Origin of the sequence: Bradyrhizobium sp. B097, assembly GCF_038957035.1 — a bacterium.
In the GTDB taxonomy this organism is placed as follows: domain Bacteria; phylum Pseudomonadota; class Alphaproteobacteria; order Rhizobiales; family Xanthobacteraceae; genus Bradyrhizobium.
The window spans coordinates 8,431,537-8,458,220 of record NZ_CP152412.1; the positions used below are offsets into that span (position 1 = coordinate 8,431,537).

The 26,684-nt window shown below is 64.3% G+C and carries 27 protein-coding genes; 11 read left to right on the forward strand and 16 right to left on the reverse strand.

What is annotated here, in order from left to right:
- Position 1: 1 nt before the first annotated feature.
- The 4 genes from AAFG07_RS38825 to coxB form a co-directional block, all read right to left on the reverse strand.
- Positions 2-166: a CoxF protein gene (locus tag AAFG07_RS38825; RefSeq protein WP_176528844.1), complete on the reverse strand. Its 165-nt coding sequence runs from the start codon at positions 164-166 to the stop codon at positions 2-4.
- Positions 167-204: 38 nt separating this feature from the next.
- Positions 205-1,143: a heme o synthase gene (locus AAFG07_RS38830; protein WP_212319919.1), complete on the reverse strand. Its 939-nt coding sequence runs from the start codon at positions 1,141-1,143 to the stop codon at positions 205-207.
- A 62-nt stretch (positions 1,144-1,205) separates the two neighbouring features.
- The gene (gene ctaD / locus AAFG07_RS38835) at positions 1,206-2,822 is read right to left on the reverse strand and encodes a cytochrome c oxidase subunit I (RefSeq protein WP_342724860.1); all 1,617 of its coding nucleotides are present in this window, start codon (positions 2,820-2,822) and stop codon (positions 1,206-1,208) included.
- An 81-nt stretch (positions 2,823-2,903) separates the two neighbouring features.
- Positions 2,904-3,743 (reverse strand): cytochrome c oxidase subunit II, encoded by an 840-nt coding sequence (coxB, locus tag AAFG07_RS38840; protein WP_342724861.1) that lies wholly within the window; start codon positions 3,741-3,743, stop codon positions 2,904-2,906.
- A 487-nt stretch (positions 3,744-4,230) separates the two neighbouring features.
- Between coxB and AAFG07_RS38845 the strand changes: the two genes are divergently transcribed.
- Positions 4,231-4,758 (forward strand): invasion associated locus B family protein, encoded by a 528-nt coding sequence (locus AAFG07_RS38845; protein ID WP_097676619.1) that lies wholly within the window; start codon positions 4,231-4,233, stop codon positions 4,756-4,758.
- Between the two features lie 166 nt (positions 4,759-4,924).
- On the opposite strand, the gene AAFG07_RS38850 is transcribed toward AAFG07_RS38845, so the two are convergent.
- From AAFG07_RS38850 to AAFG07_RS38860, 3 genes are read right to left on the reverse strand one after another with little or no spacing between them, the layout of a single operon-like run.
- The gene (locus tag AAFG07_RS38850) at positions 4,925-5,527 is read right to left on the reverse strand and encodes a TlpA disulfide reductase family protein (RefSeq protein WP_342724862.1); all 603 of its coding nucleotides are present in this window, start codon (positions 5,525-5,527) and stop codon (positions 4,925-4,927) included.
- A gap of 29 nt (positions 5,528-5,556) precedes the next feature.
- Positions 5,557-6,060, reverse strand: coding sequence for a hypothetical protein (locus AAFG07_RS38855; RefSeq protein ID WP_342724863.1), 504 nt, complete (start codon positions 6,058-6,060; stop codon positions 5,557-5,559).
- Between the two features lie 10 nt (positions 6,061-6,070).
- Entirely contained in the window at positions 6,071-6,463 is a 393-nt protein-coding gene (locus AAFG07_RS38860) for a DoxX family protein (protein WP_342724864.1), read from the reverse strand.
- A gap of 118 nt (positions 6,464-6,581) precedes the next feature.
- Here AAFG07_RS38860 and AAFG07_RS38865 point away from each other — a divergent pair, with 118 nt between their 5' ends.
- From AAFG07_RS38865 to AAFG07_RS38885, 5 genes are all read left to right on the forward strand, one after another.
- On the forward strand, positions 6,582-7,040 hold the full coding sequence (locus AAFG07_RS38865) for a helix-turn-helix domain-containing protein (RefSeq protein ID WP_342724865.1): 459 nt from the start codon (positions 6,582-6,584) through the stop codon (positions 7,038-7,040).
- Between the two features lie 268 nt (positions 7,041-7,308).
- Entirely contained in the window at positions 7,309-8,733 is a 1,425-nt protein-coding gene (gene tldD, locus AAFG07_RS38870) for a metalloprotease TldD (RefSeq protein ID WP_342724866.1), read from the forward strand.
- Positions 8,733-9,503: a signal peptidase I gene (gene lepB, locus AAFG07_RS38875; RefSeq protein ID WP_207834863.1), complete on the forward strand. Its 771-nt coding sequence runs from the start codon at positions 8,733-8,735 to the stop codon at positions 9,501-9,503. Before tldD ends, lepB begins: the two co-directional genes overlap by 1 nt.
- A 118-nt stretch (positions 9,504-9,621) precedes the next feature.
- Entirely contained in the window at positions 9,622-9,969 is a 348-nt protein-coding gene (locus AAFG07_RS38880) for an MmcQ/YjbR family DNA-binding protein (protein WP_342724867.1), read from the forward strand.
- Positions 9,966-10,532, forward strand: coding sequence for a nucleotidyltransferase family protein (locus AAFG07_RS38885; RefSeq protein WP_342724868.1), 567 nt, complete (start codon positions 9,966-9,968; stop codon positions 10,530-10,532). Before AAFG07_RS38880 ends, AAFG07_RS38885 begins: the two co-directional genes overlap by 4 nt.
- A 303-nt stretch (positions 10,533-10,835) precedes the next feature.
- On the opposite strand, the gene AAFG07_RS38890 is transcribed toward AAFG07_RS38885, so the two are convergent.
- Together AAFG07_RS38890 and AAFG07_RS38895 are read right to left on the reverse strand one after the other, a co-directional pair.
- A complete protein-coding gene (locus tag AAFG07_RS38890) occupies positions 10,836-11,594 on the reverse strand; it encodes a hypothetical protein (RefSeq protein ID WP_342724869.1) in 759 nt (252 codons plus the stop codon).
- Positions 11,595-11,600: 6 nt separating this feature from the next.
- Positions 11,601-12,302, reverse strand: coding sequence for a MipA/OmpV family protein (locus AAFG07_RS38895; RefSeq protein ID WP_342724870.1), 702 nt, complete (start codon positions 12,300-12,302; stop codon positions 11,601-11,603).
- Between the two features lie 406 nt (positions 12,303-12,708).
- On the opposite strand from AAFG07_RS38895, the gene AAFG07_RS38900 reads away from it, so the two are divergent.
- Positions 12,709-13,389, forward strand: coding sequence for a response regulator transcription factor (locus AAFG07_RS38900; RefSeq protein ID WP_342724871.1), 681 nt, complete (start codon positions 12,709-12,711; stop codon positions 13,387-13,389).
- Entirely contained in the window at positions 13,386-14,753 is a 1,368-nt protein-coding gene (locus tag AAFG07_RS38905) for a HAMP domain-containing sensor histidine kinase (RefSeq protein WP_342724872.1), read from the forward strand. Before AAFG07_RS38900 ends, AAFG07_RS38905 begins: the two co-directional genes overlap by 4 nt.
- Before the next feature lie 144 nt (positions 14,754-14,897).
- Here the strand turns inward: AAFG07_RS38905 and AAFG07_RS38910 are convergent, their stop codons facing one another.
- On the reverse strand, positions 14,898-15,422 hold the full coding sequence (locus AAFG07_RS38910; RefSeq protein WP_342729374.1) for a PAN domain-containing protein: 525 nt from the start codon (positions 15,420-15,422) through the stop codon (positions 14,898-14,900).
- A 345-nt stretch (positions 15,423-15,767) separates the two neighbouring features.
- On the reverse strand, positions 15,768-16,424 hold the full coding sequence (locus AAFG07_RS38915) for a glutathione S-transferase (protein WP_342724873.1): 657 nt from the start codon (positions 16,422-16,424) through the stop codon (positions 15,768-15,770).
- Between the two features lie 123 nt (positions 16,425-16,547).
- On the opposite strand from AAFG07_RS38915, the gene AAFG07_RS38920 reads away from it, so the two are divergent.
- A complete protein-coding gene (locus AAFG07_RS38920; RefSeq protein WP_342724874.1) occupies positions 16,548-17,111 on the forward strand; it encodes a TetR/AcrR family transcriptional regulator in 564 nt (187 codons plus the stop codon).
- Between the two features lie 246 nt (positions 17,112-17,357).
- Here AAFG07_RS38920 and AAFG07_RS38925 read toward each other — a convergent pair whose 3' ends face one another.
- Together AAFG07_RS38925 and AAFG07_RS38930 are read right to left on the reverse strand one after the other, a co-directional pair.
- Positions 17,358-18,728 (reverse strand): glutamate--cysteine ligase, encoded by a 1,371-nt coding sequence (locus tag AAFG07_RS38925; protein ID WP_342724875.1) that lies wholly within the window; start codon positions 18,726-18,728, stop codon positions 17,358-17,360.
- 93 nt (positions 18,729-18,821) lie between these two features.
- Positions 18,822-19,334, reverse strand: coding sequence for a MarR family winged helix-turn-helix transcriptional regulator (locus AAFG07_RS38930; RefSeq protein ID WP_342724876.1), 513 nt, complete (start codon positions 19,332-19,334; stop codon positions 18,822-18,824).
- 131 nt (positions 19,335-19,465) lie between these two features.
- Between AAFG07_RS38930 and gstA the strand changes: the two genes are divergently transcribed.
- A complete protein-coding gene (gene gstA / locus AAFG07_RS38935) occupies positions 19,466-20,083 on the forward strand; it encodes a glutathione transferase GstA (RefSeq protein WP_342724877.1) in 618 nt (205 codons plus the stop codon).
- Positions 20,084-20,506: 423 nt separating this feature from the next.
- Positions 20,507-20,794, forward strand: coding sequence for a hypothetical protein (locus AAFG07_RS38940; protein WP_342724878.1), 288 nt, complete (start codon positions 20,507-20,509; stop codon positions 20,792-20,794).
- Between the two features lie 425 nt (positions 20,795-21,219).
- On the opposite strand, the gene AAFG07_RS38945 is transcribed toward AAFG07_RS38940, so the two are convergent.
- The 3 genes from AAFG07_RS38945 to AAFG07_RS38955 form a co-directional block, all read right to left on the reverse strand.
- The gene (locus tag AAFG07_RS38945; RefSeq protein ID WP_342724879.1) at positions 21,220-23,433 is read right to left on the reverse strand and encodes a 3-hydroxyacyl-CoA dehydrogenase NAD-binding domain-containing protein; all 2,214 of its coding nucleotides are present in this window, start codon (positions 23,431-23,433) and stop codon (positions 21,220-21,222) included.
- Between the two features lie 165 nt (positions 23,434-23,598).
- Positions 23,599-24,807, reverse strand: coding sequence for an acetyl-CoA C-acetyltransferase (locus AAFG07_RS38950; protein ID WP_342724880.1), 1,209 nt, complete (start codon positions 24,805-24,807; stop codon positions 23,599-23,601).
- Between the two features lie 73 nt (positions 24,808-24,880).
- Positions 24,881-26,668 (reverse strand): acyl-CoA dehydrogenase C-terminal domain-containing protein, encoded by a 1,788-nt coding sequence (locus AAFG07_RS38955; RefSeq protein ID WP_342724881.1) that lies wholly within the window; start codon positions 26,666-26,668, stop codon positions 24,881-24,883.
- Positions 26,669-26,684 lie beyond the last annotated feature (16 nt).

Genomic DNA, 26,684 nt, shown 5'->3' on the forward strand with positions numbered 1-26,684 from the left:
CTCACAGCGGCCGCACCAGCACGGCCGGCCCCTTGACGAGGGTGACGGCGAAGAACAGCACGACCATGACGCCGAGCGCGAGCGCAATGGCGATCGAGCGCTGGCGGCGGCTCTTGAGCTGCGCCTCGGTGAGGACGATTCCTTCTGGTTCGCGTTTCTCGTCCATTGGTATCCCATGCACCCCCATCTTGCCCCCCGGCGTCCCTACCCGATGAAGACAGGCAGGATCGCGCGGACGACCACCTCGGCGAGGAGGACGGCAAACAGCGCGAACAGATAGAGGATCGAGAAGGCGAACAGCCGGCGCGTGGCGCGGTTGGCGGCAACACCCTCGCGGCGGCGATAGACCTCGATCGCGAGCCACAGCATGCCGGCGCCCAAAACCAGCGAGGTGACGCCGTAGATCGCGTCGAAATAGCCGAGCGGCCACGGCGCCAGCGCGATTGCGACCAGCACGACGGTGTAGAGCAGGATTTGCAGCCGGGTCGCGTCGGGACCGGCGACTACCGGCAGCATCGGGATGCCGGCGCGCGCATAGTCGTCGCTGCGGAACAGCGCCAGCGCCCAGAAGTGCGGCGGGGTCCAGAAGAAGATGATCAGGAACAGCAGGATCGGCTCGACCGAGAGCGAGCCGGTCGCGGCCGCCCATGCCACCACCGGCGGCAGCGCGCCGGCGGCGCCGCCGATCACGATGTTCTGCGCGGTCCAGCGCTTCAGCAGCATCGTGTAGATCACGGCATAGAAGAAGATGGTGAAGGCCAGCAGCGCGCCCGCCACCCAGTTGACCAGGATGCCGAGCGTCATCACCGAAAAGAAGGCGAGCGTCAGGCCGAAGGCGGCGGCCTCGGCCGGAGTGATGCGGCCGCGCGGGATCGGCCGGTTGGCGGTGCGCGACATCAAGGCGTCGACGTCGCTCTCATAGGCCATGTTGAGCGCGCCGGAGGCGCCGGCGCCGACCGCGATGCAAAGGATCGAGGTGAACGCCAGCACCGGATGGACATGCACCGGCGCGATCATCAGCCCAACCAGCGCGGTGAAGATCACCAGTGACATCACGCGCGGCTTCAACAGCGCGATGTAGTCGCCCACTTCGGCCTCGGAAATCCGGGGCAGCTCGATGGCGTTGTGATCGACAACCGACAAGATCAGGTCTCACTTCTCTCAAAAGGCGCGGCGCACCCAGGGTGCGCCGCGTTGTCGTGGACTTACTGCACGCGGGGCAGCACTTCGAACTGGTGGAACGGCGGCGGCGAGGTCAGCGTCCACTCCAGTGTGGTCGCACCCGCACCCCACGGATTGTTCGCGGCCTGCTCCTTGCGAACGAAGGCATCGATCACGCCGTAGATGAAGATCAGCACGCCGATGCCGGAGATGTAGGAGCCCCAGGAGGAGATCAGGTTCCAGCCGGCGAACGCATCCGGATAGTCGACGTAGCGGCGCGGCATGCCCGACAGGCCGAGGAAATGCTGCGGGAAGAATACCAGGTTGACGCCGATGAAGGTGAACCAGAAGTGCGCCTTGGCGATCCGCTCCGAGTACATGTAACCGAACATCTTCGGGAACCAGTAGTACCAGCCGGCGAAGATGCCGAACACGGCGCCGAGCGACAGCACGTAGTGGAAGTGCGCCACCACGTAATAGGTGTCCTGCAGCACACGGTCGACGCCGGCATTGGCCAGCACGACGCCGGTGACGCCGCCGACGGTGAACAGGAAGATGAAGCCGATCGCCCAGATCATCGGCGCCTTGAACTCGATCGAGCCGCCCCACATCGTGGCGATCCAGGAGAAGATCTTCACGCCGGTCGGCACCGCGATCACCATCGTGGCGGCGACGAAATAGGCCTGCGTCGCCGACGACATGCCGACGGTGTACATGTGGTGCGCCCACACCACGAAGCCGATGCCGCCGATCGCGACCATGGCGTAGGCCATGCCGAGATAGCCGAACACGGGCTTGCGCGAGAAGGTGGAGACGATCTGGCTGACCATGCCGAAGGCCGGCAGGATCAGGATGTACACTTCGGGGTGGCCGAAGAACCAGAACAGATGCTGGAACAGCACGGGGTCGCCGCCGCCGTCAGCCGCGAAGAAGGCGGTGCCGAAATTGCGGTCGGTCAGCAGCATGGTGATCGCACCGGCGAGCACCGGCAGCGACAACAGCAGCAGGAACACGGTCACCAGGATCGACCACACGAACAGCGGCATCTTGTGCAGGGTCATGCCCGGCGCGCGCATGTTGAAGATCGTGGTGATGAAGTTGATGGCGCCGAGGATCGACGAGGCACCCGCGAGATGCAGCGAGAGAATCGCGAAGTCGACCGCAGGACCCGGATGGCCCGAGGTCGAGAGCGGCGCGTACATGGTCCAGCCCGCGCCGACCCCGTTGGCGCCCGGCTCACCCTCGACGAAGGTGGACATCACGAGCAGCGCGAACGAAGCCGGCAGCAGCCAGAACGAAATGTTGTTCATGCGCGGGAACGCCATGTCCGGCGCGCCGATCATCAGCGGCACCATCCAGTTGCCGAACCCGCCGATCATCGCCGGCATGACCATGAAGAAGATCATGATCAGACCGTGCGAGGTCACGAACACGTTATAAGTGTGCGTTTCGTGGAATATCTGGACGCCCGGGTACATCAACTCGGCACGGATCGCGATCGACATCGCAGCGCCGATGATGCCCGCGATCACCGCAAAGACAAGGTACATCGTACCGATATCCTTGTGGTTCGTGGAGTAGAGATAGCGCCGCCATCCGGTCGGATGGTGGGCGTGATCATCATGGGCGTGATCGTCGTGTGTCGCTGCGCCTGTCGCCATGTTCAAAATCCTGCCTTGCAGTCCCTCTTGGACCTCGCGGTCCCATCGCCCTTAGTCCATCTGCGCCGTGAGCCGTCAGGCTTACTGCGCCGCTTGACCAGCCGAGGCGTAGGAATTCGCCGGGTTGGTCGCAAACTTCTTCTTTGCCCCTTCAACCCAGGTCGCGAATTCCTGGTCGCTGACGACCCGCACCGCGATCGGCATGAAGGCATGGTCCTTGCCGCACAGTTCCGAGCACTGGCCGTAGAACACGCCGGTCTTGGTGGCCTTGAACCAGCTCTCGTTGAGGCGGCCGGGGACCGAGTCGATCTTCACGCCGAAGGCCGGCACCGCGAAGGAGTGGATCACGTCGGCGCCGGTGGTCTGGATCCGCACCACCTTGTTGACCGGGACCACCATCTCGTTGTCGACGCCGAGCAGCCGGGGCTGCTTGTCCTTGTCGAGCAGCGAGTCGAACTCGAACTTGCCGTTGTCCGGGTAGGCGTAGGACCAATACCACTGCTTGCCGGTGACCTTCACGGTGAGGTCCGGCTTCGGCACGTCGAGCTCCAGGAACAGGAGACGGAACGACGGCACCGCGATGCCGACCAGGATCAGGACCGGGATCAGCGTCCAGGCCACTTCGATCAGCGTGTTGTGGGTGGTCTTGGAGGGGACCGGGTTGGCCCTGGCGTTGAACTTCACCACCACGATGACGAGCAGCGCCAGCACGAACAGGGTGATGACGGTGATCAGCACCAGCAGGAAATTGTGAAACCAGATGATGTTTTCCATCACCGGGGTCGCGGCTTCCTGCAGCGTGTGCTCCCACGGCGCCGGCTGCCCCATTTCGGCGAAGGCCGATCCCGCGGCGACTGACGCCACACTCGCCACCGCCAACCCCAGCAATTGCCTGCCCAACCGGCCAATCGACATCTTCATGCCGTTCGCGCTCCCTTGCATTATTCCCCAACGCACCCCCGGCAATTGACCGGAGATACAGCACGATCCGCCCTGACAAATGGCCTTCCGGACATACCCGTCTCTGAGTCAAGGTGGGTACGGGAGCCAGATCGCTAGAACGCGTCGAAATCCAGCCTCTCAAACCATAATTCGCAGGCGCTCGCAATGCAGTAGTACGGCCGAAAGCCATGCGCCTGCGATGAAGCTGCCGCTTGCGAATTTTCCCGCAAAATCAAGCGAAAGTCGCCGAAACAACGCCGCGCACTGTTGACAGGGGGATTACCGGATGTACGCACAGACGGGATGGCCGGCAGGAACCTGATTCGCTGCGGGCTGCCCCAATCCGGCGCGGGAATGGCTTCAAGATCGCCTTCAAGGCGCCCAATTGCGGTATCAGTCGACTGATGCGTGCTACCCGGCGGCCTCGACGGCCGGACCGACCGAACAATCAAAGGATCGACCCCGGATGGGCGCTTCGAAAATTCAGGCAGGACGAAAGGCCGGCTGGCTCGGCGGCCTGCTGATTCTGGCCCTTTCTCTTGGCCTGACCCAGCCGGCGAACGCGCAGGGCGCGGTGCGCTCGGTCCATGGCGACTGGCAGATCCGCTGCGACACCCCGCCGGGCGCCCAGGCCGAGCAATGCGCGCTGATCCAGAGCGTGGTAGCCGAAGACCGCTCCAATGCCGGCCTGACCGTGATCGTGCTGAAGACCGCCGACCAGAAGAGCCGCCTGATGCGCGTGGTCGCCCCGCTCGGCGTGCTGCTGCCCTCCGGCCTCGGCCTCAAGCTCGACAATCAGGACGTCGGCCGTGCCGGCTTTGTCCGCTGCCTGCCCAATGGCTGCGTCGCCGAGGTCGTGATGGACGACAAGCTGCTCGGCCAGCTCAAGAACGCCAAGACCGCGACGTTCATCATCTTCGAGACCCCGGAAGAGGGCATCGGCTTTCCGCTCAGCCTGAACGGCCTGGCGGAAGGCTATGACAAATTGCCGTAGGGTGACTCACCCTGCTGCGTCACAAGGCACAGCAGCACGTAGCCCGGATGGAGCGCAGCGCAATCCGGGCCGCTCTCATCGCCGATTGACCAACCCCGGATTTCGCGGAGCCTGTCATCGGGCGCGCATACGCGCGACCCGTTGGCTTCATCCGGGCTACGCCATCTCACCGCCCACCACCCGCATAATAATCAAACAACCCACTCGCCTCCGCGGACAGCCAGTCGGCCTCGCCCGTCATGTAGCCCTCGACCTGTCCGCTGACGCCGATCAGGAACGAGATCGGCATGCCGTAGAGCGCGAACGGCGTGTCGACCTCTGCCGCGTCGACGCGCGAGACGAGACCGCCGGGATCGAATCCGATCGCAAGGTGGCGCAGCTTGAACTGCTTGACGTAGGGCGCGACCAGCGAGCGGTTACGATCAGTGCTGACAGCGATGACGACGAGATCGCTGCGGCCGCTGGCCGCGAGGCGGTCCAGCATCGGCAGTTCGGTCCGGCACGCCGCGCACCATGTGGCCCAGAAGTTCACCAGCACCAACCTGCCCTTGAACGCGGCGAGATCGAGCGTGCCGCCGGCGAGCGCCGGGATCGCCACCGGTGGCACCGGGCGGGCGCCTTGAACCAGCGTGAACTGATGCCGGACGGTGCCGAATGGCGGCGGTCCCGACGCTGCGCGCGCCCGCGCTGCCGGTATCGCGAGCGAGACGCCGGCGCCGATCATGCCGGCGACGACGGCGCGGCGGGTGGGCACGCGAACTGACGTCATGTTGGAGTTCTCCGCTTAGGCTTGTTCGCTCAGGACCGGATGTAGGACCAGCCGGCTTCCTGCAATTCGATAATGCGTCCGGGCCCGTTCGGCACCAGATCGACATTGTCGAGCAGGACCAGCGGATGTCCCTCGGCGCGCTCCATGCCGAGCTTGGTGGCTTCACAGACCACGAAGCGGATGTCCGGCGTGAGTCCCCGCACCACCCGCAACAGGTCCTTCACCGGCGAGGTATCGGCGCGCAGCATGTGGACGCCGGCATTGTAGGCGACGACCTCGATCTCGAACGGCTCGTTGCGCTCCCGATAATATTTCGGGAGGTTGAGCGCGGTCGAGATCAGCGCCCGCATCGTGGTCGGGTCGTCCGAGTTGATCGGCAGCACCACATGGTGCACCCGCGGCTCGGGTTTCTTTGGCTCCGGTTTGGAGACCGCCGCGACCGAACCGGTGAGCAGCAATGTCGCGGCGAACGGCACCGCGAAGGCCAGCGCGAGCCCCGCGGCCAGCGTCAGGATGCGGCGAGAGACGCGCATCGCGCCCACCTCACGGTGCGCTCGGGACCAGGGCGAACTGGCTGCGCTTGGCGTAGGCGACGATCGCGCTCAGCGCCAGCAGCACCAGGGCGGGCACCGGCGAGCCGCCGATCACGAACAGATGCGTGAGCGTGGCGCCGACCATAATGCAGCTCAGCAGCAGGCCGCCAAAGGCTGCGACCGGCGGCACCAGGATCAGGACCGCGCCGAGCAGTTCCAGCGATCCGGTGAGATAGCGGAACCACTGGCCGAGCCCGATATGCTCGAATTCCTCGACCAGCATCGGCACGCCATAGAGCTTGGCCGCACCGGCGGCGGCAAAGGCCAGCGCGAGCAATCCCCTGACGACCCACAGCGTGACGGATTTCCAGCGCGACGGCGCTGCGGCAACGGCAACTGACATGGATGACTCCCCAAATGACCGCGCGACCACCCGCCCATTCGACCGGCCCACGGCTTTCGATGCACTAAATTCGGGGGTAGGATGAAAAGAACAAGTAGGATGCTTTTTGTGAGGTAGTATGAAAAAACTGACTATTGAGCCCGCCGAGCCTCCGGCGGCATCCGAGGCGTGCAACGGCGACCTGTCGGGGCAATTTCATCGGGCGCTGTCGGTGCTGGCCGGGAAATGGAAGGGCGACATCCTCTGGCAGCTGGTCGAGCGCAAGCGCCGGTTCGGCGAATTGCGGCAGGCGATCCCCGGCGTGACCCAGCACATGCTGACCACCCAGCTGCGCGATCTCGAGGCCAACGGCCTGGTCAAGCGCACGGTTTATCCCGAGGTGCCGCCGCGGGTTGAGTACGAGATGACGCCATCAGCCAAGGCGCTCAAACCGGTGTTCGACGAGCTGTACCGGTGGGCGCAGGAGCATGGTTTTCCGACCTCGGCACACGGCGCCGCGCAGCCGAAGCCTGAACCGTCGAGCGACGGCATCGCGCCGGAGGGCCAGCAGCGGAAGGCGGGGCGAGCAGGCCGATGACGACAAGGTGACAATCGCGTGGGGCTGCCGTGATCGACCGCATAGCCGCAGGCACTCCCGGTTTGCCACCCCAAACACTATCTTTGCCGATCGCCGTCCAGGCCTGAACCGGGACCGGCACAGGTTTCCGGGTTGTAAGGTGAGTTTTCCGCTCTTCTCTGCTTCAATCGCCCGAAAGTCCTGCTGCGGGTTCCGCACTGGCAATCAGCTGCGCTTCAGGCAAGGATGACAAGGAATCGCCAAGCAATAGCATTGCGTCGGAGTGACCATGACCAATCCTGCCACCACCTCCCTGCTCGACCGCGCCAATCTGGACCGCGATGCCGTCCGCCGCGAGGTGTCCCGCGGACTTGATGGCGCCGACGACGGCGAGTTGTTCCTGGAGTTCGGGCAGACCGAGGCGCTGGTGTTCGACAATGGCCGGCTGAAACAGGCGACCTATGACACCTCGCAAGGCTTCGGCCTGCGTGCCGTCAAGGACGACGCGGTCGGCTATGCGCATTCCTCCGACGTCTCGATCCCGGCGCTGATTCGCGCAGCGGATGCGGTGGCGGCGGTCCGTGGCGGCTACGCCGGGACTTTCGCCGCGGCGCCGTCCCACACCAACATCAAGCTGTATGGCGACGAGAACCCGCTGGATGGCCCGGCCTTCGAGGCAAAAGTAAAGCTGCTCGGCGAGATCGACGCCTATGTCAGGGACAAGGACCCACGGGTCCGGCAGGTCTCGGCCAGCCTCACCGCGACCTGGCAGGTGGTGGAGATCCTGCGGCCCGATGGCGAGAGCTATCGCGACATCCGCCCCCTGGTGCGCGTCAATATCTCCGTGGTCGCCGGCCAGGGCGACCGGCAGGAGAGCGGCAGCAAGGGCTATGGCGGCCGCGAGGGCTATGCGCGCTTCATCGAGACCAAGGCCTGGCGCGACGCCGCCGACGGCGCGCTGCGCGAGGCGCTGGTCAATCTCGAATCGGTGCCGGCGCCCGCCGGCGAGATGGACGTCGTGTTAGGGGCCGGCTGGCCCGGCGTGATGTTGCATGAGGCCGTCGGCCATGGGCTCGAGGGCGACTTCAACCGCAAGCAGACCTCGGCTTTCGCCGGCCTGATGGGCCAGCAGGTCGCAGCCAAGGGCGTCACCGTGGTCGATGACGGCACCATGGCATCGCGCCGTGGCTCGCTGTCGATCGACGACGAGGGCACCCCGACCAACCGCACCGTGCTGATCGAGGACGGCGTTTTGGTCGGCTATATGCAGGACCGCCAGAACGCCCGGCTGATGGGCATGAAGCCGACCGGCAACGGAAGGCGGCAGAGCTATGCCCATGTGCCGATGCCGCGCATGACCAACACCTACATGCTGTCGGGCGACCGCGACCCGGCCGAGATTATCGCCTCGGTGAAGAACGGCATGTATGCCGCCAATTTCGGCGGCGGTCAGGTCGACATCACCTCGGGCAAATACGTGTTCCAGTGCACTGAGGCCTACAAGATCGAGAACGGCAAGCTCGGCGCGCCGCTGAAGGGCGCCATGCTGATCGGCAATGGACCGACCGATCTCCACAGGATCACCATGATCGGCAACGATCTTGCGTTGGATACGGGAATCGGCACCTGCGGCAAGAACGGCCAGGGTGTGCCGGTCGGCGTCGGCCAGCCGACGCTCAGGATGGAACGGATTACGGTCGGAGGAACAGGCTAGTGAGCAGCGGAAACGAAGTCGTGGCGGCCAAGCCGACCAGCTGGCGCGGGCAGGCCGTGCAACTCGCCGCGATCGTGGCCGTCGTGTTCCTCGCCAAGGGCGCGATCGCCGAGCCGTTCTACGTGCCGTCGGGCTCGATGGAACCGACGCTGCTGATTGGCGACGCGCTGGTCGCCTCGAAATTCCCCTATGGCTACGGCGCGGCGTCGCTGCCGATCCAGATCACGCTGCCGGAGACCGGCCGGGTGTTCGGCGAGACGCCGAAGCGCGGCGACGTCGTCGTGTTCCGCTGGCCGGGCGACCGCTCGCAGGCCTGGGTCAAGCGCGTGGTCGGGCTGCCCGGCGATCGCATCCAGATGCGGCAGGGCCAGCTCTTCATCAACGATCATCCGGCGGCGCTGAAGCCCGACGGCACCGGCTTTGCCGAGGACGATCGCGGCGGCGGCGAGGACGCCTACCGCTATATCGAGACCCTGCCGAACGGCGTCAGCCACGCGATCTTCAAGATCCGCGACAATGGCAGACTGGACAACACGGCCGAAGTCACTGTGCCGCCCGGCAACCTGTTCGTGCTCGGCGATAACAGGGACAATTCCGCCGACAGCCGCGTGCCGGTGCGCGACGGTGGTGTCGGCCTGTTGCCGATCGACAATCTGATCGGCCGCGCCGATGCCGTGGTCGGCTCCTGGGACATGGGCATCCGCAGCCAGCCGGTCTGGACCTGGCTCTCCGGCTTCCGCCTCGCACGCTTCTTCACCTCGGTGCAGTAAGCTCGAACGGACCCGTAGCCCGGATGGAGCGCAGCGCAATCCGGGATCTCTCGCTCGGCAAGATGTCCCGGATTTCGCTGCGCTCCATCCGGGCTACATTCTTTATGGGATGATTGCCGTGACCTTCGACGACATCAGGCACATCGCACTGGCGTGGCCGGAGGTCGAGGACGGCTCGTCCTACGGCACGCCGGCGCTGAAGGTGCGCAAGAGGATACTGGTGCGGCTCAAGGAAGACGGCGACAGCCTGGTGATGCCCGGCGTGCCGCCCGATGAGCGCGACATGCTGGTCGAGAGCCAGCCGACGGTGTTCTACTTCACCGATCACTACCGCGACTATCCGATCGTGCTGATCCGCCTGTCGAAGGCCAAGCGCGCGACCGTCGAGCCGCCGCTGCGCCGGCACTGGCGCGCGCTGGCATCGAAGAAGGCGGTCAGGGATTACGACGCGACCGCTTCGTCGTGACGCAAGACGAATTCCTCGCCGCGGCGCTGCGCAACCCCGCCAATGAAGCGATCACAGACGAGCTGCACCGCGTTGCCCTGCCCGATGCCTGGCTGGTGTCCGGCTGCCTGGTGCAGACCGTGTGGAATGCGCTGACCGGCCGGCCGCTCGATCACGGCATCAGCGACTACGACATCTTCTATTTCGATCCGGATACGTCGTGGGAGGCCGAGGACGCTGTGATCCGCGAGCTGAAGGCACGGCTCGGCCATCTCGGGGTTGCGATCGAGGCGCGCAACCAGGCCCGCGTCCATCTCTGGTATCCCGGCAAGCACGGCCTGCCCTACCCGGCGCTGTCGCGCTCAACCGACGGCATCGATCGCTTCCTCACCGCGACCACGCAGATCGGCATCCGCCGCAGCACCGATGGTTACGACGTCTATGCGCCAAACGGTTTCGACGATGTCGCCGGCATGATCGTGCGGCCGAACCTCACCGCGAATTTTTCCGCGGCGAACTATGCGAACAAGGCGGCACGGTGGAAGGCGTTGTGGCCGGAGATCACAGTGCTGGCGGCGGAGTAGAGACTTCGTAGCCCGGATGCAGCGAAGCGAAATCCGGGGCAGGTCCATCCGCGGCGAGCGCGCTCCCGGATTGCGCTTCGCTCCATCCGGGCTACGGATTGCTCGCGCGCCCCGCCTTGCGGCGCGGCGGCTTGATCTCACCCGCACGGTTCTTGCAATGCTGCGTGCCTGATCTAGGCGCCAACGATCAAGCTCAGACTCACCAGGAAAATCACGACAACGCCAAGCAAGACGGCCAGCAGGAACCAGTACCGGTCAAACATCGACGTCTCCAAAGCAGTTCTCCCAGCTTGTTGATTGGCATCAGCGGACAGCCGCGAGATGCATGTCGCCCAACGTCGTCGGCAGGCTGCGCGTAATGAGGTCGACGATCGCCCGGTGCAGGCCCTCATCGTTGCCATCGCCCGAGCTGATCGGAAAATTCCCGTCGACCGGCCGGCTCGGACCGGCGAGCGGGACGTTCCCCGCATTGCCCAGCGGCTGGGCCGCCTTCTTGTCGATGACGTCAAACGTCTTGCCGTCGATCACTCTGATTTCATAGAGCGCATAGATCTGGCTGTAGGACTCCGTCACCGTGCGGTAGGTGATGAAGCCGACGCCTTCGACCTTTCGGTGGCCGCCACCGTAGACCGCCTGCGCCTTGGTGATGACGATATACGCATCGAGCCCTTGCGGAGACACCTCGGTCCGAACCAGCTGCTTGAACGGATCGCCGCGAACGAGGTTGGCGGGCGTGAACACGGAATCCTTGATCGTGGCGAAGGCGGAACGGCTGTAGGTGACCGGCTGCACCTGAAAGCGGCCGCCCAGCGCCGCCGTCACCTGCTGGACGATCAGATCATCAAGTCCCCACGGCTCGATCGGGAAGCTTTTGCTGCCATTGTCCAGGCCCGTGAGCCCTCCCTTGGCGACGGTCACTTGATCGCCGACCGCCGAAATGATGCCGACGGTCTTGACCGCCTGCAGCTTGCTGTCGCTGGTCGCAAACGTCGCGCACCCGGCCACATTTGCGGCGACAAGAACGACCGCCGCGAAGCTTGCACATCGACCGCTGCGTCGCATGGGCTCTCATTGAACCTTGACGTCGAATGAATAGGAGGCGCCGACGCCGAACGTGGTCTGATTTGCCGAGCCGCGGACCGTCACGATCGGGCTCTTCGCGGCGTCGCCGAGCAGTCGATCGTATTCGACATAGGAATGAACTTCCCATTTCGGATTGATCCGATACGACAGCTGCGCGCCGACACCGGCCGAATGCGCCCCGCCTTTGGCGTCAAAGACCGGCAGCCCGGTCGCCATCGCATGCACGGTATCGACGCTGAAATAGGGCGAGACCGCCTTCGCGGTCTCCACGGTGAAGCGCGGTCCGGCGGAAACGGTGAAGCCGCCGAACACCGGCACGATGAAGTCCGCCGAGAAGTCGGAAACGATGCCGTGGTGCCCGCCGAGGCCCTGGCGCGTCTCGTTGCGCACACGAAACCAGTCGACCGGAAAGTATTCGACGAATCCGCCGAGCTCGAAGGCCGCGCTGACGTCGGCAAGACCGTTGAGCTCGGAGTACCTGCTCGCCTTTCGCGACGTCACGAACTTGCCGACGGGGCCGGCCCGAAAATCACCGAAGTCGACGATCGCGATGCTCGCGTTGTCGCGCGGGCTGCGAAACTGGTCGACGGTGCCGGGGCGACGGATCGCGAAAACCGGGACCGGGGCGAACTTGCTGTGGTTTGTACCCTCGAAATCCGGTCTGGACGCCCCGCTCGCTCCAATCATCACAGTCCAGTTGCCCGAGACCGAGGGCAGGAAAGGGACTGAAAAAGGCGGAGCCGGCAACGTGAACGCGGTTTGCGCGGCAGCCTGACCGAGAAAGGCCGCGACAACGCCGAATGCGGCAGGAAGAGCAGCAACGACGGCACGACGCGCGGCCTTCGCGGCGCAAGAACGGGAGAACTCTCGCATGGCGGAATGCTCAAAACCTCTGACCTGGGCCTTGTGGGAAGGGTTGCTGCATGGTCGCGGGTAGGTGGCCTGTGATCATTGCCCGAAGATTGCCGCGCCGCGAGCGCGCGCAAGACGCGAAAGATTCGAGGCTTGTCTCGTCAAAGCGGACTGTCGACGCCGGCGCGATGCCGACACAATCGTCTGCAAGATCATCGGCCAACCATGCGAGGGAAGGTCTGTGCGCTTTCTCGTGATCGAAGACGAACCGCAAATCGCCGCCTATCTCGACCGGCTGCTCGGACAGCTCGGCGGCGTTATCGACATCGTCGAGTCCGTGACGGATGCGAGGCATGCGCTGAGCAGTTTCAACTACGATCTGGCGATCGTCGACCGAATGCTGCCTGATGGCGATGCGCTCAATATCGTCACGACGCTGAGCCGACGGCCGGACAGGCCGGCCATCATCATGCTGACCGCCAGGGACGCCAAGGAAGACGTGATCGACGGGCTGAACGGCGGCGCCGACGACTATCTGGGCAAGCCCTTCGAGCCGCAGGAGTTCATCGCGAGAGCACGGGCCGTGCTGCGGCGGCCCCGCGTATCCGTGTCGTCAATGCTCTCGTTCGGCAATGTCGAACTGAAGATCGGCACCAACGAGGCGACCGTCGCCGGCCACAAGGTCCTGCTCCGGCGCCGCGAGGCCCTGATCCTCGAGGCGCTCTTGATGCGACGCGACCGCGTCATCGCGCGCGAGGCGCTGATCGAGGCCATTTACGGATTCGACGACGAGATCGAATCCAACACGCTCGAGGCGCAGGTGTCTCGGCTTCGCAAGAAGCTGTCCGAGATTGGCAGCAACGTCGAGATCCGCAGCATGCGCGGCATCGGCTACATTCTCAGGATGGCAAATATCCGATGACGTCGATCGCACGGACATTGACGCTCTCGCTCGGGATGGCCGCCGCCGTGATTTTCTTCGCCGCGCTCGGCCTCGTGTTCTGGCTGTTCATCGCGAAGGAGCCCGAACGCAGCGCCTGCTTTGCGGCCGCCTACGTTCTTGGTCGCGCCACCGAGGTCAACCCCGGCGAAAGCCTCACAGTCCGCCCCACCGCCCGGTTGGAAGAGCTGAAATCCCAAAGCCCGGATCTGTGGTACGTCGTGGCCTACGGCGATATGACAAGCGAATTCGGGCGCGAGCGCAGGCCGCAGCTTCCGGTTTCGCTGCCCTTTGTCGGACCGAGCGGTCTTTCGATGCTCAAGTCGCTTGACCAGAATAGCTCGTTCTGCATGGCGGTGATGCACAGCGGCCACGTCCCCGAACTCGTGATGATGATCGGAAACGCCCACGTCCGTCGTGACCAGATCGCGATGTGGTTCATCCTGAAAAATCTGATCGAGATTTCCCTCTACGCGGCGGGGTACGTATTGATCGTGGCGATCGGCGTGTTCCTCGCCGCGCGTTTCGTTGCGCGCAGCATCGAACGGGTGACGAAGCTTGCGCTCGCGATCGATCCGGCCGCGCCGCAGGGATCGATTTCACTCGACCGGGTCCCCGCAGAACTGAAGCCGCTGGCCACAGCGCTGAACCGCGCGTTTGATGAGATCCACGCCTACATCCGGATGCAGCGCCGGTTCCTGGGCAATGCCGCCCATCAGCTCCGCACCCCCCTGACGTTGTTGCGCGCCAGGGTCGAGGACGTGGCCGATCCCGCCTTGCGGGTGGAGCTGATTCACGATGTCCGCCGGCTGACATCGCTTGTTTCGGCCATGCTGGACCTGGCGCGGCTGCAAAACGGGACGCTCGAAAAGCGGCCGATCGACCTTGCGACCGTGACGCGGGACGTGCTGGCAGATTTCAGCCCGTCGGCTTTGGACGCCGGGATCGAACTCTCGCTGGAACACAGCGACGAACCGGCCACCATGGTGCAGGGCGTCGAAGCTGCGATCAGGAGCGCGCTGGCCAACCTGGTCGGCAACGCACTGATTCACGCCCGGGGCGCCCGATGCATCAGGGCCAGCCTGAGCCGCGGCCGCGTATCGATCAGCGACGACGGCGCCGGACTCGCTTCGGGCTCGGAGCGCAAGCTGATCGAGCCATTCCAGACCGGCGGCACGGCCAGGAACAGCGCCGGCCTCGGCCTGTCGATCGTGCAGGAGATCATGGCCTCGCATGGGGGTGAGCTCGTCATTGCGTCGAACCGTGGACAGGGAACGACCGCTTGCCTTCGCTTTCCGGAGGCCGCGTTGGCCATGCCAATTCAGCGCGCGGCCGGGGTAATCTGAGGGCGGCCGGTTGATGCGGATCGGATGGGCGATCATCGCATCCGGAGGCCGGTCAACACCCAGTGACACATTCGAGAGCCCAAGCGCCTGCCGGAGCGTCGCCCTTTCCCGGATCAGGTTACGCACCGACGATGCGCGGTGGCGCTACCGCACCACGCCTGAGGTGAACCCCGCCTTGCGGCGCGGCGGCTTGATCTCCTTCTTCAGGAAGCAATGCGCGTCGCGGCCGGCATAGCCGGGCCGGGCGTAGGTCCAGGCGCGGCACTTGTTGTCGGCGGTGCAGGCAGCCTGGCAGGCCTCGTCGCCGTCGCTGCTCTTCAGCTCGAAATTCTTGTAGTCGCCGCCGAGGCGGTCGATCGAGGTTTCGATGGCGCCGTTGCGCGGTTCGACGACGCCCGCGCCACGCACCCCGGAGACACAGCAGACGTCCTGCACCCGCGCCGGCACGGTGTTCTTCAACCAGCACACCGCACCACTATTGGCGTCGGTCGGATAGTTGAAGCTCCAGGCGCGGCAGCGGCGGTCGCGCTCACAGGTGAGCGCGCAATCGGCGGGATCGCCTGATGTCACCGGCGCGTTCAGATAGTCGCCGCCGGGACGGTCGAAATTGGTCTGCGCCAATGCCGGGCGTGCGACGAAAGCGGCCGCAAAAACCGCGAACATCACCATCCACGCCCTAAAGAGGCGACCTATCCCCATGAGATTGCTTTCAAATTCGCACAGCCCCGCGCACTCCGCGGGGCGTCATTTGAACGCCATGAACCTGTACGGCTGATGAACGGCGGGTGCGACACCACCGCCGTCCGCGCGCGTTCCGGGCCCGGATCAGAGGTTGACCGGGGATTAGGGCGGCAGTTGCGCGCACGATCCAGATGCGGGCTGAAGCAGATTGGGTCTTGCGATTTCGTTTCGGCGGAATGACGCCGACACGTCCAAATCCACGCGCTTGACCCGATCGAGCCGTCCGATTGGTTACTTAGAAATCATGAGAGCCGTCGCTTACCTGCAGCGACTTCAAACGGACGCCTCGGTCGGTTCTGACATCGTGATGCGGTTCTTTACGCTGGGACGCTCCTGCATCCTTGCGTACCAAGCCTGAAGTGCCTCGCACTCCGCTGGCACCGGCAACTTGACGAGCCCCGCAAAGATCAAACCACCTATGACCGTGATGTCGGCCATCGAGAAGGCCTCACCGGTGACGAACGGCTGTCTTTTCAAAATGCCATCGAAGTAGTGCATGCCCCTTAGGGCTTTGTCGCGCTGACGGAACCCCCACTCGGCGTTCTGGTAGATCTCGACGTGAGGCCCAAGTCCCGGCGTGGCATGGTGGAAATAAACACTGATGGCGTCGAGTAACTCCAACTCGGCGCGCTTGCTCATCATGTGGATCAAGCCCTTCTCGCGCGGTGATCTGCCGGTGAGTGCGGGAGCGCCGTCAAGCGCGTCAAGGTATTCGGTAATGGCCGTGCACTCGGCAAGAAGGGTCCCGTCGTCGAGTTCGAGCACCGGCAGCGTGCCTGAGTAGTTCTTGGCGAGGAACTCGGGCTTTTTGTGCTCGCCTTTCCAGAGATCGACCGACACAAACTGAACACGCGATTGCAGGTTCTTCTCGGCCAAGGCGATACGGACGCGGGCCGGATACGGGCCGGTGGCCCAATCGTAAATCTTCATTGTCACTTCCTTTTACCTACCTAACGCTTGGTAGGACCAATACGAGTTATAATTTGCGCTGTCAATGCCTACCTGTCACTTGGTAGGTAGTTGGTGACGAAGCAGCAGCGGTGAGGCCGTGAAATGATTGCAAACTCTAAGGAAGCCATCCTCGCGGCCGCCAAACGGACCGCGCAGGCTCATGGCTACAGCGGCTTGAATTTCCGCGATCTTGCGGACGATGTGGGCATCAAGGCCGCGAGCATCTACCATCATTTCCCGAGCAAGGCCGATCTCGGCGCAGCGGTAGCGAGACGCTATTGGGAGGACACTGCGGCTGATCTCGAGTCGATGTTGGCCGAGACTTCGGATCCGGTCAGCTGCCTCAGTCGATATCCCGATGTGTTTCGCAAATCGCTCGAGAGCGATAATCGCATGTGCCTCTGCAGCTTCATGGCTGCCGAATATGATGACCTTCCGGAAGCCGTGAGGCAGGAGGTCCAAACCTTTGCCGACGTCAATGTGGCGTGGCTGAGCAGGGTTCTGTCCGCTGCGGCCGTGGTCAGTTCCGACGAAAGCGAAGGGCGGGCTCGCGCCATCTTCTCCGCTATCGCCGGCGCTCAGCTGATTGCGAGGAGCCGCTCGGATGTGTCGCTCTACGACGCGTTGATCGATAGCTATCGCTTGGCGGGCCTCCTACCGGCATAGACGGTGCAATCTTCGATAGCCGACGCGTGGCACGGAAGCCCGGCGATTGGCGACCTCCTGCTTCAGCCGGAGCTGAAGCCGCGGGCAAAAGGAATGCGTAAGCGCGAACATTCGCTTACGGGGCGGCATCAATAAGCATCAAACGACCGAGATGGTGCTTTTCGGACGTACCGCGAAGATCGGCTTGCGTCCGCAATGCGCTTCAATGCGAACGTCATTCGACCAATCTGGATTGAGGTTCGCGTCTTAGAAGGCGTACTCCTGATAGGCCGGTTCAACCGAGCCCTTCCAGGGTCCGTTGAACTTCTCCAGCATCTCCTCCGCCGGCGAGCGTCCGGTCTCGATGATGCGCTCGAGCGGTTCGAGGAAGCGGCTTTCGTCGCGTCCGAGATGGTCGATCCGGCCGCGCCGCCGCAATCCGGCATGCGACAGGATCAGGCACTCCTTGGCGATCTCGAACAGATAGCGGTCCTTGATCCGCGCCTTGAAGCCGAAACGCGGCACGTCGTCGCGCAACGCCTGCCGCTCCGGCGCGGTCCAGTGACGGACGATGTCCCAGGCGGCATCGAGGCTGTCATTGTCGTAGAGCAGCCCGACCCAGAACGCCGGCAGCGCCGGCAGCCGGCCCCACGGCACGCCGTCGGCGCCGCGCATTTCAAGGTAACGCTTCAGCCGCACCTCGGGGAAGATCGTCGACAGGTGATTGGCCCAGTCCGACAGGGTCGGACGCTCGCCGGGCAAGGCGGCATTCTTGCCGGCGAAGAAATCGCGGAACGACGAGCCGGAGACGTCGATATATTCCTCGCCGCGCTTGACGAAATACATGGGAACGTCGAGCGCGTAATCGACGTAGCGCTCGAAGCCCATGCCGTCCTCGAACGCGAACGGAATCATGCCGCTGCGCGCGTTGTCGGTGTCGCGCCAGATCTCGGAGCGGAACGACAGGAAGCCGTTGGGCTTGCCTTCGGTGAAGGGCGAGTTGGCGAACAAGGCGGTCGCGATCGGCTGCAACGCCAGCGACACCCGCAGCTTCTTCACCATGTCGGCTTCGGAGGAGAAGTCGAGATTGGTCTGCACCGTGCAGGTCCGGAACATCATGTCGAGGCCGTATTTGCCGACCTTCGGCATGTAATTTCTCATGATCTTGTAGCGGCCCTTGGGCATCGCCGGGATTTGCGCCCGCGACCAGGACGGCGTCATGCCGAGGCCGAGGAAGCCGATGCCGAGCGGGGTTGCGATCTCCCGCACCTGCGCCAGATGCGCCATCAGCTCCGATTGGGTCTGGTGCACGGTCTCGACCGGCGCGCCCGACAATTCGAACTGCCCGCCCGGCTCGAGCGAAATCGCGCCGCCGCCGGTGACGTCATAGAGCCCGATGATGTTGCCGCGCTCCATGATCGGCTCCCAACCGAGCAAGAGCTTCATGCCCTCGAGCAGCGCGCCGATGCCCTTCGCGCCTTCATAGGGCACGGGGTGATGGCCCTCGAGCGTGAACGGGGTCTTCTCGTGCTCGGTACCGATCCGGAATTCGGACTCGGGCTTCACGCCGGCTTCAATCCACGCCACGAGTTCGTCGCGCGATTGCAGCGGCGTCATGTCGATCTGGTCACGCGCCATAGAAAATCCAACTCAAGGGCGCTTCGATCGAAGGCGCGCGGTGGCAGGGACATCCGCGAGCCACAACGGCCGCGGATGATGGGATCAGGAATATCATCGGGCAGGCACGCCGTCTCGCGCCGGCGCGGCCTTGGTATCGCTCTTTGCATCGACCTTGGTGTCACCGCAGGAGCAGCCCAGACGGTCGAGCAGACCGCACAGCCTGGCCGCGTCGGCATCGGACAATTTCGAGCCGACATGCTTGTCGATCGCGGCCGAATAGGCGCTCCACATCTTCTTCTGGAGCTCGCGACCGGCCTCGGTGATCTCGACGAACTGGCCGCGCTTGTCGATCTTGCATTCGCGCCGGGCGGCAAGCCCCTCGTCGACCAGCTTGTCGATCAGCCGCGAGGTCGAATATTGCGGAATCAGCATCTGCCGCTCGAGCTCGACCGGGCGCAGCTCGCCCGACGGCGCGCGCGACAGCTCGAGCAAGGCGTCATACCAGGCGAGCGGCGGAAAGCCGGCCTTCTTCAAATCCTGCTCGACGCAGTCCAGCACCCGGCTCGGCACCCGCATCAGGCGGATCCAGGCGGCCGTCGCCTCGCTCGATAGCTTGCGTTTCATCGTCTAGCCCATATGGTCCCGGAACCCACTGTACCGCACTGAATGCATCTGCATCAATCTTGACTATTTCATGCAGGTGCATGTAGGCAATCCCTCTCCGGACGCCAAGAACAAGGGAAGGAAATACCCCCATGAAGCTTTATTACTCCCCCGGTGCCTGCTCCCTCTCCCCCCACATCGCCCTGCTCGAGGCCGGCCTGCCCTACGACCTGGTCAAGGTCGATCTGCGCGCCAAGAAGCTCGAAAACGGCGACGATTTCCTGCAAGTGAACCCCAAGGGCCAGGTGCCCGCGCTGGCGCTGGATACCGGCGAGATGGTCACCGAAGGGCCGATCATCATCCAGATGATCGCCGACAAGGTCGCCGACAAGAAGCTGGCGCCGGCCCGGGATTCCAACGAGCGCTACAAGCTGCTCGAATGGCTGAACTACATCACGACCGAGCTGCACAAGAATCTCGGCCCGATGTTCTCGCCGGTGCTCGCCGATGACGCCAAGGCCTTCTTCAAGGACCGCGCCATGGGCAAGTTCAAGTATGTCGAGAGCCAGCTCGCCGGACGTGAATACCTGATGGGCAACCAGTTCACGGTCGCCGACGGCTACCTCTTCACCATGATGATGTGGGCGCAAGACCGGCTCGGCTTCGATCTGTCCGGCCTGCCGAATGTGATGGCCTACAAGGCGCGCGTCGCGGCGCGCCCGAAGGTGCAGGAAGCGCTGAAGAAGGAAGGCCTGCTGAAGGCGGCCTGAGCTCTCGCGCCAGTTTCATGAGACATGAAGGGGCCGGATCAGGATCCGGCCTTTTTTCTGCGTGCGACCTAAGAGGTCGCGGCAAGGAGTAACGCCTGGTCTCGCGGTCGCGCCGCAGCGCGCTGCAACGGGATTCCGCGGCTGCTCGGCGAACACGGCGAGCTCACCGCATCGATCGCATGTTGCGCCGCAAGATATCGATCAGGTCAAGCTGGGCGTCGGCTTCATCGAATCGGCCTTCAGGGAGGAATGAGCGGTGCAAACTTTCGGCACGCGCTGGAACAAATCAAATTTAATCCGCATTGTACCGATTAATACTAAGTCGGTGTACTTCCGGCTGAGGGCGTAGCTGTCCTTGTTCGTGCGATCCAACTAACCGACTATGACCTGCGGCGCGCCCTCCGCTCCAACTGGTCTAAAAATGTGACGATCGCCTTGACGCTTTTATTGACCAGCACGCTCGTTGGGCTGGCAACCAGTTTGTACTTTCGGGTTTGGACATTGATGCTGGTGTCGCCGCTGATCGCGGTGCTCGCGGCAATCGTGCTCCAATCCGACGGCTATGCCTTTGCCACCGGCGCCCCGATCGTCGTCGCCTGCCTTGCATTCAACCAGATCGCCTATCTCGCCGGCGCGGTGCTCTCGCCGGACCATGACGGCTCAATGGCGGAAGAAGTCGACGGCACTCCACGCGGCCGCCGCGAGAACTAGGTCCACGGCCAGAAAGAATAGCGCCAGGCCGAGCCAGGAAGGACCCTTGCCCCGCAAGCGCAGCGGATTCCCTCGTCGCGGCGGTGAGATCGAGACGGAATGCTTGCCGGCAGTCCCAGCGGCACCTTCCTTGAGCACAGAACGCATTGCAGGACACCCCAACCCTGATCGTCATCTTTGGTGATCGTCTTGGCGATCGACCAGCAAGAGTGATGCCAGCAGCATGGTGCCAGTGGGGAGCAAGCGTGGCGGGACTTTGACCTGCGCGACCGTCACGCAACAGGATCAAGTCGGATCGATGACCGGGCCATTTCGGTTTCGTCATTGCGAGCGGAGCGAAGCAATCCAGTCCTCCGCCTGCTGAGGTATGGATTGCTTCGTCGCTTCGCTCCTCGCAATGACGCGGCCGGAGCCTACTCCGCGGACTAAGCCGCCTGCTTCTTCGGCGGGAAGCGGCCGTAGAAGGTCTCGCCCTTGGCCGCCATCTCCTCGAGCAGCTTCGGCGGCGTGAAGCGCGAGCCGTATTTCTTCTCGAAGGCGTGGCAGAGCGCGACGAAATTCTTGGTGCCCATGAAGTCGATGTAGGACAGCGCACCGCCGGTGAACGGCGCGAAGCCGAAGCCGAGGATCGAGCCGACATCGGCCTCGCGCACGTCGGTGATGACGTGATCCTCGACGGTGCGCGCGGCTTCCACCGCCTGCACCACCAGGAAGCGCTGCTTCAATTCCTCGACGCTCAGGGTATCCGGATCGAGCTGCTTCGGCTGCAGATCGGCCAGTCCCGGCCACAGGCTCTTCTGACCCTTGCCCTTCTCGGGATAATCGTAGAAGCCCTTGCCGTTCTTGCGGCCGAAGCGACCCTGCTTCTCGACCATCTCGACCATCAGCTTCTTCTGCGCCTGGTCGATCGCGTTGGGGCCGAGATCGGCCTCGGTCGCCTTGGTGATCTTGAGGCCAAGATCGAGCGCGACCTCGTCCTGCAGCGACAGCGGTCCGACCGGCATGCCCGCCATCTTGGCGGTGTTCTCGATCATCGCCGGCGGCACGCCTTCGAGCAGCATCTCGTTGCCCTCGGAGATGTAGCGCATCACGCAGCGGTTGGCGAAGAAGCCACGGGAATCGTTCACCACAATCGGCGTCTTGCCGATCGCGCGGACATAGTCGAGCGCGGTCGCCAGGGCAACGTCGCCGGTGTTCTTGCCCAGGATGATCTCGACCAGCATCATCTTCTCGACCGGCGAGAAGAAGTGGATGCCGATGAACTTGCCCTGGTCCTTGAACTCCTCGGCCAGCGAATTGATCGGCAGGGTCGAGGTGTTGGAGGCGAAGATCGCGCCCGACTTCAATAGCGGCTGCGCCTTGGCATAGGTATCGGCCTTGACCTTACGGTCCTCGAACACGGCCTCGATGACGAGGTCACAGTCCGAGATCACGTTGTAATCCGCAGTGGCCGAGATGCGCGCGAGGATGGCATCGCCCGCCTCCTGCTTCATCCGGCCCTTCGCGACCAGGCCGTCGACCACGGTCTTGGCGTGGCCCTTGCCCTTGTCGGCGCTGTCCTGGTCGCGGTCGACCAGCACGACATCGATGCCGGCCTGCGCCGAGACATAGCCGACGCTGGCGCCCATGAAGCCGGCGCCGATCACGGCGAGCTTCTTCACCTTGGTCGGCGGCACGCCTGCCGGGCGGCGCGCGCCCTTGTTCAATTCCTGCATCGACAGGAACAGCGAGCGGATCATCGCCGCCGCTTCCTTCGAGCGCAGAACCTTCGTGAAGTAGCGCGACTCGACCCGCAGCGCGGCGTCGATCGGCAACTGCAGCCCCTCATAGACGCAGCTCATGATGGCGCGCGCGGCCGGATAATTGTCGTAGGTCTCTCGGCGATAGATCGCGTTGCCGGCCGGGAACATCTGCATGCCCATCTTGGAGAAGACGGGGCCGCCGGGCAGCTTGAAGCTCTTCTCGTCCCACGGCGCGACGGCCTTGCCGCCGCCCTTGATCCAGTCCTTCGCGGCCTTGATCAGATCGGCCGCCGGCACGACGGCATGGATCAGATTGAGCGCCTTAGCGCGGGTCAGATTGACCGCCTCGCCCTTGAGCAGCAATTGCATCGCGTCCTGCGGCGCCACCAGGCGCGGCACGCGCTGGGTGCCGCCGGCGCCCGGGAACAGGCCAACCTTGATCTCGGGCAGGCCGAGGCGAGTCTTGGGGTTCTCGGCCGCGACGCGGTAGTGGCAGGCCAGCGTGATCTCGAAGCCGCCGCCGAGCGCGAGGCCGTTGATCGCGGCGACCCACGGCTTGCCCGAGGTCTCGATCGCGCGAAACGACTGCGACATCTGGCGGCTCTGCTCGAACAGCATCTGGTTTGCGGCTTCCTCGCCCTTCTCCTTGAAGAGCTGCGCGTAGCTGCGGTTCATGCCCTCGAGCATCGAGAGGTCGGCGCCAGCGCAGAACGCCTCCTTGGCCGAGGTGATCACGACGCCCTTGATCGCGGCATCGCTCGTCGTCTGCTTGATGATCTCGCCGATCTCCCGGGTCGAGACCTCGTCGAACACGTTCATCGAACGGCCGGGGATGTCCCAGGTGACGAGCGCAATGCCGTCGGCATCGACGTCGAACTTGAAATTCTTGTAGGTCATGTCGTTCGTTCCCAGTCTCTCCGTCATCCCCGCGCAAAGGCTTTGCCTTTGTCGCTGGAGGTGGCCTCGCTCTTGCGAGGCCCTCGAAGGATGACCCGGTGAATTTATCCATCCTTCGAGGCTCGGGCTTCGCCCTCGCACCTCAGGATGACGGTGCCTGCTCGGTTACACGCGCTCGATGATGGTGGCGGTGCCCATGCCGCCGCCGATGCACAGCGTCACCAGCGCCGTCTGCTTGTTGGTGCGCTCGAGCTCGTCGAGCACGGTGCCCAGGATCATCGCGCCGGTCGCGCCGAGCGGATGGCCGAGCGCGATCGCGCCGCCATTGACGTTGATCTTGGTGTTGTCGATGTCGAACGCCTGGATGTAGCGCAGCACCACCGAGGCGAAGGCCTCGTTGAGCTCGAACAGGTCGATGTCGGACTTCTTCATGCCGGATCGCTCGAACAGCTTTTCGGTGACGTCGACCGGGCCGGTCAGCATCATCGCGGGCTCCGAGCCGATATTGGCGAACGCGCGGATTTTTGCACGCGGCTTCAGCCCGTGTTTCGCCCCCGCCTCCTTGCTGCCGAGCAGCACCGCGCCGGCGCCGTCGACGATGCCGGAGGAATTGCCGGCGTGATGCACGTAATTGACCTTCTCGACCTCGGGATGCGACTGGATCGCCACCGCGTCGAAGCCGGCCATCGCCGCCATCGCCGCGAAGGACGGCTGCAGCTGCGCCAGCGACTGCATCGTCGTGGTCGGGCGCATGTGCTCGTCCTTGGCGAGGATGGTCAGGCCGTTGATGTCCTTGACCGGCACCACCGACTTGCTGAAGCGGCCTTCGTCCCAGGCCTTGGCCGCGCGCTGCTGGCTCTGCACCGCGTAGGCGTCGACGTCGTCGCGCGAAAAACCGTATTTGGTCGCGATCAGATCGGCCGAGATGCCCTGCGGCATGAAATAGGCCGGCACCGCCATCGAGGGATCCATCGGCCAGGCGCCGCCGGAGGCGCCGATGCCGACGCGGCTCATCGATTCCGCGCCGCCGCCGATCACGAGCTCATGCTGCCCGCTCATGATCTGCGCGGCCGCGAAATTCACGGCGTCGAGGCCCGAGGCACAGAAGCGGCTGATCTGCACGCCCGGCACCTTCTCGCCGAGACCGGAGTTCAGCGCGGCGAAGCGGGCAATGTCGGAACCGGCCTCGCCGACCGGATCGACCACGCCGAGGATGACGTCGTCAACGCTGTCCTCGGGAAGATTATTGCGCTCCTTGAGCGCCTTCAGCGGCACCGTGGCGAGCGCCAGCGCGGTGACCTCGTGGAGCGCGCCATCGGCCTTGCCGCGGCCGCGCGGGGTACGAACGTGATCGTAGATGTATGCCTCAGGCATGACGCCCTCCTTGATATGAGGATCATAATATATACGGAAGGAAGCCCCGCCGCACAGGGTGCGGCGGTAATTTTCAGAACGCTTCCGCGGCCAATTCCATCGTGGTGGCGCTGCCGCTCTGGATCCGGGCGAGATGCACGGCGGTTTCGGGCAGCAGCCTCTCCATGAAGAAGCGGCCGGTCACGAGCTTGGAGTTGAGGTAAGGCGTGGTGCCGGCGGCGGCCTTGTCCTGCGCCACCTTGGCCATCTTCGCCCACATGTAGCCGAGCGCGACGAGGCCGAACAATTTCATGAAATCGGTCGCGGCGGCGCCGGCATTGTCGGGCTTGGTCAGCGCGTTCTGCATCAGCCAGCCGGTGGCCTGCTGCAGATGGCCGAGCGCCGTGGAGAGCGGAGTGATGAACGGCTTCATCGCCTCGTCGCCGCCATGCTCCTTGGCGAAGGCCGTGACCTCGCCGAAGAACGCCATTGCGGCACGGCCGCCGTCGCGCGGCAGCTTGCGGCCGACCAAGTCGAGTGCCTGGATGCCGTTGGCGCCCTCATAGATCATCGCGATGCGGGCATCGCGCACGAACTGCTCCATGCCGTGCTCGGCGATATAGCCATGGCCGCCAAACATCTGCTGCGCGGAGACCGTGTTGGCGAAGCCGGTGTCGGTCAGAACGCCCTTCAGCACCGGCGTCATCAGGCCCATGTGATCGTCAGCGGCCTGACGATCCTTCGGGTCGTTGGAGCGGTGCGCGACGTCGCTCTTCAGCGCGGTCCACACCACCATGGCGCGCGCCGCCTCGTTGAAGGCGCGGATGGTGAGCAGCGTCCGGCGCACGTCGGGATGCACGATGATCGGATCGGCCGGCTTGTCGGCGGCCTTGACGCCGGTCAGCGCGCGGCCCTGCAGGCGCTCGCGCGCATAGGCGACCGCGTTCTGATAGGCGACCTCGGACTGCGCGAGACCCTGCACGGCGACGCCGAGGCGAGCCTCGTTCATCATCACGAACATGCCCTGCATGCCCTTGTTCTCTTCGCCGATCAGCCAGCCGGTGGCGTTGTCGTAGTTCATCACACAGGTGGAATTGCCGTGGATGCCCATCTTGTGCTCGATCGAGCCGCAGGTGACGCCGTTGCGCTGGCCGAGCGAGCCGTCGGCATTGACCAGCACCTTGGGAACGACGAACAGCGAGACACCCTTGATGCCGGCCGGCGCGCCTTCGATGCGCGCCAGCACCAGGTGAATGATGTTGTCGGCAAGATCATGCTCGCCGGCGGAGATGAAGATCTTGGTGCCGGTGATCTTGAAGCTGCCGTCGGCCTGGCGCACCGCCTTGGTGCGGAGCAGGCCGAGATCGGTGCCGCACTGCGGCTCGGTCAGGTTCATGGTGCCGGTCCACTCGCCGGCGATCATCTTCGGCACATAGGTCTTTTTCTGCTCGGGGGTGCCGTGCACCAGCAGCGCGGCGGTCGCGCCCATGGTCAGCCCGCCATACATCGAGAACGCCATGTTGGCGGAGATCTGGAATTCGTTGACCGCCTGCGAGAGTGTCACCGGCAGACCCTGGCCGCCAAATTCGGTCGGCGCCGACAGGCCGAGCCAGCCGCCTTCGGCGACCTGCTTGAAGGCCTCCTTGAAGCCCTTCGGCGTGGTGACGCTGCCGTCGTCACTGCGCTTGCAGCCTTCGAGATCGCCTGTGCGATTGAGCGGCTGCAGCACCTCCTCGCTGAGCTTGGCGGCCTCGCCGAGGATCGCCTCGCGCACGTCAGCCGACGCATCGGTGAAGCCGGGAAGATTGCCGTAACGGTCGATCTGGAAAACGTCGTTCAACAGGAAGCTGACGTCTTCGACGGGGGCTTTGTAGGTCGGCATGCTGGTCTCCCGGCTG